This window comes from Elusimicrobiota bacterium, assembly GCA_040757695.1.
Taxonomy (GTDB): Bacteria; Elusimicrobiota; UBA8919; order UBA8919; family UBA8919; genus JBFLWK01.
The window spans coordinates 1-7,762 of sequence record JBFLWK010000092.1 but is presented as its reverse complement, the minus strand read 5'-3'; the positions used below and the strand labels follow the sequence as shown (position 1 = coordinate 7,762).

The 7,762-nt window shown below is 33.7% G+C and carries 11 protein-coding genes; 10 read left to right on the top strand and 1 reads right to left on the bottom strand.

Features of this window, described 5'->3' with window-relative positions; genetic code table 11:
- The first annotated feature begins 51 nt into the window (after positions 1–51).
- The 4 genes from AB1349_11720 to AB1349_11705 are packed head-to-tail and all read left to right on the top strand — an operon-like array spanning position 52 to position 2,736.
- Complete coding sequence (locus AB1349_11720) at positions 52–636, top strand: hypothetical protein (protein ID MEW6557998.1); 585 nt, start codon at positions 52–54, stop codon at positions 634–636.
- Between the two features lie 3 nt (positions 637–639).
- Entirely contained in the window at positions 640–1,224 is a 585-nt protein-coding gene (locus tag AB1349_11715) for a hypothetical protein (GenBank protein ID MEW6557997.1), read from the top strand.
- A 3-nt stretch (positions 1,225–1,227) separates the two neighbouring features.
- Entirely contained in the window at positions 1,228–2,205 is a 978-nt protein-coding gene (locus AB1349_11710; GenBank protein ID MEW6557996.1) for a hypothetical protein, read from the top strand.
- 3 nt (positions 2,206–2,208) lie between these two features.
- Positions 2,209–2,736: a hypothetical protein gene (locus tag AB1349_11705; GenBank protein ID MEW6557995.1), complete on the top strand. Its 528-nt coding sequence runs from the start codon at positions 2,209–2,211 to the stop codon at positions 2,734–2,736.
- On the opposite strand, the gene AB1349_11700 is transcribed toward AB1349_11705, so the two are convergent.
- On the bottom strand, positions 2,726–3,094 hold the full coding sequence (locus AB1349_11700) for a transposase (GenBank protein ID MEW6557994.1): 369 nt from the start codon (positions 3,092–3,094) through the stop codon (positions 2,726–2,728). The genes AB1349_11705 and AB1349_11700 overlap by 11 nt on opposite strands.
- A 119-nt stretch (positions 3,095–3,213) precedes the next feature.
- Between AB1349_11700 and AB1349_11695 the strand changes: the two genes are divergently transcribed.
- From AB1349_11695 to AB1349_11670, 6 genes are all read left to right on the top strand, one after another.
- Positions 3,214–3,528: a hypothetical protein gene (locus tag AB1349_11695; GenBank protein ID MEW6557993.1), complete on the top strand. Its 315-nt coding sequence runs from the start codon at positions 3,214–3,216 to the stop codon at positions 3,526–3,528.
- Positions 3,529–3,607: 79 nt separating this feature from the next.
- Complete coding sequence (locus tag AB1349_11690) at positions 3,608–3,832, top strand: hypothetical protein (protein MEW6557992.1); 225 nt, start codon at positions 3,608–3,610, stop codon at positions 3,830–3,832.
- Positions 3,807–4,037 carry a hypothetical protein gene (locus tag AB1349_11685; protein MEW6557991.1) on the top strand — a complete coding sequence of 77 codons (231 nt, stop codon included), beginning with the start codon at positions 3,807–3,809 and terminating at the stop codon, positions 4,035–4,037. The genes AB1349_11690 and AB1349_11685 overlap by 26 nt, the downstream gene beginning before the upstream one ends.
- A 3-nt stretch (positions 4,038–4,040) precedes the next feature.
- A complete protein-coding gene (locus AB1349_11680; protein ID MEW6557990.1) occupies positions 4,041–4,382 on the top strand; it encodes a hypothetical protein in 342 nt (113 codons plus the stop codon).
- Positions 4,379–5,695, top strand: coding sequence for an HD domain-containing protein (locus AB1349_11675; GenBank protein MEW6557989.1), 1,317 nt, complete (start codon positions 4,379–4,381; stop codon positions 5,693–5,695). Before AB1349_11680 ends, AB1349_11675 begins: the two co-directional genes overlap by 4 nt.
- On the top strand, positions 5,688–7,589 hold the full coding sequence (locus AB1349_11670) for a DEAD/DEAH box helicase (protein MEW6557988.1): 1,902 nt from the start codon (positions 5,688–5,690) through the stop codon (positions 7,587–7,589). Before AB1349_11675 ends, AB1349_11670 begins: the two co-directional genes overlap by 8 nt.
- Positions 7,590–7,762 lie beyond the last annotated feature (173 nt).

Genomic DNA, 7,762 nt, shown 5'->3' with positions numbered 1-7,762 from the left:
AAGAAAGTTGAAGATTGATAACTGTGAAAGTTTTAAGGAGGAAAACAAAAAATGGAAAGAAATGCAAGAAGGGCAAAAAGATGGAAAAGAGTAAGGGCAAAGTCATTTTGGGATAAGTTAGAAGAGAGTATAAAACCGTCTAAGATGAGACAAATTAGTAAACATAAGATACAAGGTTTAATTGAAGAAAGAGAAGAAAAAGTTAAGCCTATAGTAGAGAAAAGGTTTCCTGGATGGCAAGAGGAACTTGAAAAGAAGGTTTATTATGGAACTCAGAAAATCTCGCCTAAAGCAACAAGGGAACAAATAGAAAGCTTTAGAGAACAAAAGAAAGCTTTAGAGTCTATGTTAGGAAGAAGAAGAGCAATAGAAAAAACAAGTAAACCAAAAGATAAGCCAGCCAGAACTTTTAGTCCTTCAGAAAGACTAATACAAGCACATAAATCGGAATTACTGAGAAAAAGTGAATTGAGTAAATTTGAAAAACTACAAAAAGGCATCGAAGAAAGAAAAGCAGAGGAATTGAGAGCTTTTGAGCAAGCAAAGGAAAAGGAAGCAGAAGAGATCAGAATAAGACGCATGCCTATAGAAGAGAGAATTGAATATCTTAAATCCAAGACAAAAAAGGAGTTATAGAAAATGACTTTTCTAAAAGATTTCCCAGCCAACAAGCAAATCTTTATCGACAGTTTAGTTAGAAATGTGTATTACAGGATAGGTAATTTACCCAGTGAAATTAAAGATAAAGTAAAAAATGCATTTGATACTCTTGACTTTAGGGGTAAAGTAATAAGTATAGTAGAAAGATTTGCAAGAAAAATGAATAATAAAGATGCTATAATGAGTGATAGCATTATTAATGAAGCAGTTGTACCTATAATTTTTTCGTTAAGACAAGTGCCAACAAGATATCATCTACTTATTAGAGATGTTTGTGCTCACGCAGTAGATAAAACATTTGGAGATATAAACAATCCACCTTCTGTTGCTAAGCCTATTGAGCCTTTGGTAACAGTAGCACCAGTAACTAAATATAAACCAGTAGCTAAACCAAGCTTGCCCTATAAACCAGCAGCTAAACCAGTAGTAGAGGCTATAACAACACCAAAGCCGACAGAAGTACCAGAAGCACCAGCAATCAATACGAAAACCCTTCTTATTTCAGGAGGGGTAATTGCTGCACTGCTTATAGCCACACAAATGGGCAAAAAAAAGGAGGCATAAACAATGTTTCAAACAAGTTTCAGGAATTTACCAACTATTGGAGATGCAGAGATAGGCTTTGGCAAGGGCAAAGGAATTTGGACTTTCAATAATTTGAGAGCACTTAATTTAGCATCTGCTGCAGCACCCGTTGCAATTAAAGAATTCGCAGCAAGAAGAGCATACTATGAAAAATACAATGAATACTTTGCATTGTATGGAAAAGGGGGAGGAGACCAATCTTGGAGAAACAGGAGTGATCTCCTAAAGCTTCAAACAGAGATGGAAAAGCAAGGAAAACTTTTTGATTCAGCTATTGCTGCATACAATGCAGAGATAGAAAAAGACATAATGAGAAAGATGACCCAAGCAGAGATAACCAGCCTTATAAGAAGTATAACTCAAGAAGAGAAAGACAGACTTACAGAAAGAGACAGACTTATGAAAAGTATGCCTTACTCAAGGAGAAACATAGAGAGAGACATAAGGAGGAGAAAGGAGGAAAATATTATCTTTCTCACACGAAGAATTTTTCGTGATTTAGCACTTGCTGCAAATGAATATAAAGCAGCAGAAAGAGCATACATTGCTGAACTGGGGAAAGGCACTCAGAAAAGAGATGGTACTCGCTCAAGGTTGAGAGCAGAGGAAGAAAGGCGAAAAAAACTTTTTGATTCAGCACTTGCAGCATACCGTGCATATATAGAAAAGCAATTTAAGAGTAGCATTAGTAGTATTGCAAAGTTGAGAGCAGAGAAAGAAAGGCGAGAAAAACTTCTTGCTTTAGCACCGACAGCTAAGCCTATAGTTAAACTTGCTGCTGCTAAGCCTACTGAGCCTTTGGTAACAGGAGCACCAGTAGTAGAGGCTATAACAACATCAGAGCCAACAGCTAAGCCTTTCAATATGAAAACTTTGCTTATACCAGGAGGGATTGCTGCTGCACTGCTTATAGCCACACAAATGGGCAAAAAGGAAGAAAAACCTACAAAGGAAAAATAGAAAATGATTCTTTTGAAAGACTTTCCAAATAACAAGCAAATCTTTATCGATAGTTTAGTTAGAAATGTGTATGACAAGATAGATACTTTACCTAATGAAATTAAAGGTGAAGTAAAAAATACACTTGATACTCTTGACCTTAGGGGTAAAGTAGTAAATACAGTAGATAAATTAGCAAGGGAAAATCAAAGAGATCAATACACTATAACTCGTACCCTTATCAATGAAGTATTGGTGCATATATATAAAGAAGTAGCGAAGTTAAAATTACCATTAAAACAATATTCATTAGTTAGAGATGTCTGTTATCAAGCATTAATATGTAAAATATTTGAAGAGACAAATAACATAGATAGAGACAAATTAGACTTAATATTAGACGGCACTATAGGAGAGATAATTCTACGCTTAAGAGAAATAATAAGTGATCACAGTATAAGGCATACAGTAGAAAGAACTCTGGCAGAAAGCAGAGAGAACTATCATTTGTTTTTTTTAAAACAAAGAGCAAAAAGAATACTTAAACAGTAATTGGCTTTTTGAAAATTCGATAAATATTTGAAACTTTTTGTTCACCTAATGAACAGATAAAATAGCCTTTATACCATCTAAATCTTGGCAAAATCTTTCTGAGTAACCGAGAACTTACTCCCTTGAAAGAATTTATAATTCTCACAAGAGACTTATTTAAGTCTGTCTGAGAAAAGATGATATGAAAAAACCCATCAGACAAAATATTGACAGTAAGGATATTAATACCTACTGTAATACCAACGGACTTAAGCACAGTAACTACTTGTGATTGTAAATCTTCTGGAATTAGAACATTTGGGATACATAAAAAGTAGTAGTCTAATTTATATACAGCATAACGAGTTACATTTATCATAATACTACTATTATACCATTGGGATACAAGAATGTCAAGTAAAAAGGTTGACAAAGATTAGAAAATATAGTATTCTATAATAAAGAATCAAAATCAATCTAAGGAGGTGAAATAAAGAAATGCCAAACAGACGAATTATAACAGAGCCAATTGCAGTAACAATTGCCGAAAGTAAGTCAAGAAAAAATAAGGATAAAGTTGTTCCTATTTCAGCTGCTGTTGAAATATTCGTAAAGCCATCAACTGGTAGCTTAGTAGTGAGGCGTACTGGGCGTGGGGGTGATAAGACGACTTCATCCAGAGCGAGAGCTTTGAAAACTTGTAGAGGAAAAAAGGCAATAGATTTCTATGAATGTGCTAAAGAAGCATTAGGCACAGTAAGCAAAGCTATGGATAAGAAATATGGGAAAGCTACTAAGGAAGCTACTAAGTAATCTTTAAGAGCACTACCTTGCCGATTATTGCAAGGTAGTGCTTTTATATAACACAAAGCAAGTCAGGAAATTAGCAGTAATGGACAGACACGAATTAGCGATTGGAAAGAGTGTCAAGAGAATAAAAATGAATGTTAATAATGAAGAGATACTAAAGTTGTCTAATAAAGCAATTATTTTAACCACAGCATTAGAAACAAAAAAAGCTTTTAAGAAATTAAGTCCCGAAGTTCAAAACTACTACTTAGAGGTAAAAGAGATAGCGGAGAGCATTCAAAATGAGTATAAAAGTCATAACAGATGAAAAGTGTCAATACTGTAACCAAATTAAAAAGGCTAAAATAATAACATATCCCCAAGAAGATATTGAGTTTATTGATTTTAATCAAAAAGTTGCTAAGGATTTTAAGATTGACAGAGTACCATTTGCTGTTCGTAACAACAAAAAATGCGATATATTAATAGACGATGATACTCAAGAGTTTTTCATAGAGTGCCCAGAGGACTAACTTATGGCACAATTTATTAATATCTGTTGTCCATTATGTGGACTTAACAGACCACTAAATAAAAAAGGCACACATTCCGAAATGGAACACAGAACTAAGACTAAAAATCCAGCGGGATATTTAGGTAGGATTATCTTCGGGAGTGTGCCATTAGCTGCTACTGTGTTTGAAGATACCAGAGAAACGACAGGTGGAAGAGGCAGTGGTATGTATCGAGTTGACAGCAAAACACTCGAACAATCTATAGAAGCCAAACTGTATCCAGACTTGATAGAGCAAATATACCAAAGATGTAAAGAAATCATAAATGTAATAGAATCCAACAAATATAGAGAGCAAAAATGATAGATAAAGCATTAGAATTTATGACTTTATTAGAAAATAAAGGATGTAATAACTATCTTTGCGGTGGAAGCATTCGTGATATTTTTCTTGATAGACCGATTAAGGATATAGATATAACAACTGCATGCAATCCAGAAGAAATAACAAACATAGCAAAACAACTGGGATTAAAATATATACCTACAGGGATAAAACACGGCACAGTTACTATAATATATAATGGTATTCCTATCGAGGTTACCACTTTCCGTATCGATAAAGAATGTTATGGGAGAAAGGCTGAAGTTGAGTTCTGTTGTTCTTTAGAGCAAGACCTTGCAAGACGAGACTTTACTATCAATGCTATGGCAATGGATGTTGACGGAAACATTATAGATTGCTTTGGCAGAAAACAAGATATAGAAAAAAGACTCATAAAAGCAGTAGGCAATGCAGAACAAAGGTTTGAAGAAGACCAACTACGAACCTTAAGAGCAATTCGGTTTGCAACCATTCTAAACTTTGCTATTGACACGGAAACATTTGAAGCAATCAAAAAGACCAGATTAGATAAAGTTTCAAGCGAAAGAATAAGAGATGAACTTATCAAAATACTACTAAGCTCTAATAGAGCAACAGGCATTGAATTATTAGACCAGTCTGGTCTTTTGTTTAAGATATTACCAGAAATAACTAATCTTAAGGGGATACAACAAGAAGCTAAATCTCATCCAGAGGGTGATGTTTATACACATACCGTTCTTACCATTAGCTCACTTCCTACAGAAGCATCATTAGAGTTAATACTGGCAGCTTTACTGCATGATATCGGAAAACCTGCTACTATAACAAAGGATGACAAAGGTATTCATTTTTACGACCACGAAATAATAGGTGCTAAGATAGCAGAAGAGATACTACGCAGACTCAAGTTTCCTGTCAATACTATCGATGGTGTAAAACAACTAATCTTAAACCACATGAAATTAATGCATTTTGACAAAATGAGGATGTCAAAGAAAATTGACTTAATAACAAAACCTTACTTTTCTGACCTGCTAATACTGTTTGAAGCAGACACCCTTGCTTGTCTTGAACCAATAGATAAGATAGAAGAAATCTATGATTTTCTTAGAGAAAAAAGCAATAGAATAAAAGAAGCAGTCTCCTCTCTTGACATAATTAATGGTGATGATATTACCTCTATGGGAATCAATCAAGGTCCAGCTGTTGGAGTAATTCTAAAAATGGTTAGAGAAAAAATACTTGAAGGTGAAATAAAAACCAGAGAAGAAGCGTTAGAATTAGCTTTGGATATTATTGAAAATGCTTGAGCCTCTTTATCCTGAAAAACAAGCCGTTTTAGAAAAGATTAATCGGTTCTTTCTTACCAACCGCATAGGCTACATTAAATTACCTACAGGCTGGGGTAAAACATTCCTGTCAAAACACCTAATTAAACAATACTACGAATGGAGACAGATTACCTTATTTATTGTTTCTCAAAATAATAATCTTCTTAAACAAACAGCTTATATCACAGAAGATAAACCTCTCTTCCCTAATAGCTATGTTTTATGCTCTGATATTAAAGGCGAAATCGATAGAATAATAACCACCATTCAATCAATATTACCACAACCTTGTGTTGTCTTTGCATCTCTTCAGTCTATCCTAAGTAAAAAAAATGAAACACTAAGAAGACTTTTAGCGGAGAAAGTCAACTTGGTTATTATTGACGAAATTCATAACTTTATAAAAAATAAAGGGAATCAGTTTATTGCTGGAATAAACTCAAATGCGAAAGTATTAGGTATGACAGCTACTCCATTTCAGGGAACTATAGGCAATGAAAAGCATGTAAAAGACATTGACAGTGATATGGTAGAAATACATAAAGAAAGTCTTCCTGAATGCATTGACAAGAATATACTGTCTAAATTAAGTTACAATATCATCTATAATAGTCAAAAAATAACAGATATGTTCGACTTTACAAAAGGCATTGACACATTTAAAAAGGAGTTAATATTAGATTGTTCTACACAAAAAAAGATAGACCAGTTAATCATAAGAACTAAGTTAGCTAAAAAAACTTATGATAGCAATGTCTTAAAATTTTGCAAGACTTTAGTATTCTGTGCTCCATGTAAAGGAATAGTAAACCTACAGGAGGAGAGAATACCTACATTCCACGCTAAATTAACAGCAATGATTTTCAATGATGAGTTACTACCATCCTATAACTTTTCCAACTACGACTTAACAGGCAAACTGAAAGATACAGTATACTTATCAGGAGATATGTCTAAAAGGGAAAAATACGAGATAATAACAGGTTTCAAGAATCCTCTGACAACTCCATATACACTATGCACCATTGGCATGTTGGTTGAAGGTTTTGACTTTCCTAATCTACAAAACCTACTACTTTTAAGACCTTCCCTGAGTATTCGATTATTTGAACAGCAATTAGGCAGAATACTACGAATACCTAATGATAACAGTAAATCACAAGGTAATATTTTTGAAATAGTTGACAATAAAGAAGGTTTGTATAGCCTATTTAAAAATCAAATATTTAACAAACATATATCGGAACAGATAGAAATGCTTAATCCTAAAATTAAAATAGAAAGATTATTTTATGATAAAGGTTACAATAGGAGTAACAATATAAGCATACAAGAGATGGTATATCAAAATGGTCTTATTATGCCTGTTAGTCCTACCAATTATGGCATATTACATCTAAAAAGGCTATTAAATATTATTTTGCGTCAAAGATATGGTAGCTTATATCGTGAATACCCAATCTGCTTAGCTGCTGCGTCTAACATAAAAATATATAATATAGAGGATATCAACGACATAACAGAAATCATTAGTAAAATTGACTCTTGGTCACAGAATGTCAATAAATATGCTGACAGTAACAATCATAAGCTATATAAAAATAATGTCTGGCAAGCGGTAAAAGCTATGTTAAAGCTAAATATATACAAGTCAATAGATTATATAGATATAAGCTCTATAGACAAAAAGAAAATTTTAAGAAAGCTTGAATTGAATAATATAAACATAAATGAATATATAAAACAACATAGTGGTATATCTACATCATTATCTACTGTTATACAATATACAACAAGCCGCTTTAAGGATGAATACAAAAAAGAAAAGCAAGAGTTACGGTATATCGCACAACAATGGATACGGCATATCTAAGCCCAAGCCCTAAGCCCAAACCCAAACTCAAGCCCTAAGCCCTAAGCCCAAAATCAAGTCCAAAATCAAGCCCAAACCCAAACCCAAGCCCTAAGCTCTAAGCCCAAAATCAAGTCCAAAATCAAGCCCAAACCCAAACCCAAGCCCTAAGTTCTAAGCCCAAAATCAAGTCC

Bases quoted from the DNA above. Each gene is read 5' to 3' on its own strand.
- AB1349_11700 (MEW6557994.1), bottom strand. From the start codon at position 3,094: ATGATAAATGTAACTCGTTATGCTGTATATAAATTAGACTACTACTTT.
- AB1349_11680 (MEW6557990.1), top strand. From the start codon at position 4,041: ATGGCACAATTTATTAATATCTGTTGTCCATTATGTGGACTTAACAGA.
- AB1349_11690 (MEW6557992.1), top strand. From the start codon at position 3,608: ATGGACAGACACGAATTAGCGATTGGAAAGAGTGTCAAGAGAATAAAA.
- AB1349_11670 (MEW6557988.1), top strand. From the start codon at position 5,688: ATGCTTGAGCCTCTTTATCCTGAAAAACAAGCCGTTTTAGAAAAGATT.
- AB1349_11695 (MEW6557993.1), top strand. From the start codon at position 3,214: ATGCCAAACAGACGAATTATAACAGAGCCAATTGCAGTAACAATTGCC.
- AB1349_11675 (MEW6557989.1), top strand. From the start codon at position 4,379: ATGATAGATAAAGCATTAGAATTTATGACTTTATTAGAAAATAAAGGA.
- AB1349_11685 (MEW6557991.1), top strand. From the start codon at position 3,807: ATGAGTATAAAAGTCATAACAGATGAAAAGTGTCAATACTGTAACCAA.
- AB1349_11720 (MEW6557998.1), top strand. From the start codon at position 52: ATGGAAAGAAATGCAAGAAGGGCAAAAAGATGGAAAAGAGTAAGGGCA.
- AB1349_11705 (MEW6557995.1), top strand. From the start codon at position 2,209: ATGATTCTTTTGAAAGACTTTCCAAATAACAAGCAAATCTTTATCGAT.
- AB1349_11710 (MEW6557996.1), top strand. From the start codon at position 1,228: ATGTTTCAAACAAGTTTCAGGAATTTACCAACTATTGGAGATGCAGAG.
- AB1349_11715 (MEW6557997.1), top strand. From the start codon at position 640: ATGACTTTTCTAAAAGATTTCCCAGCCAACAAGCAAATCTTTATCGAC.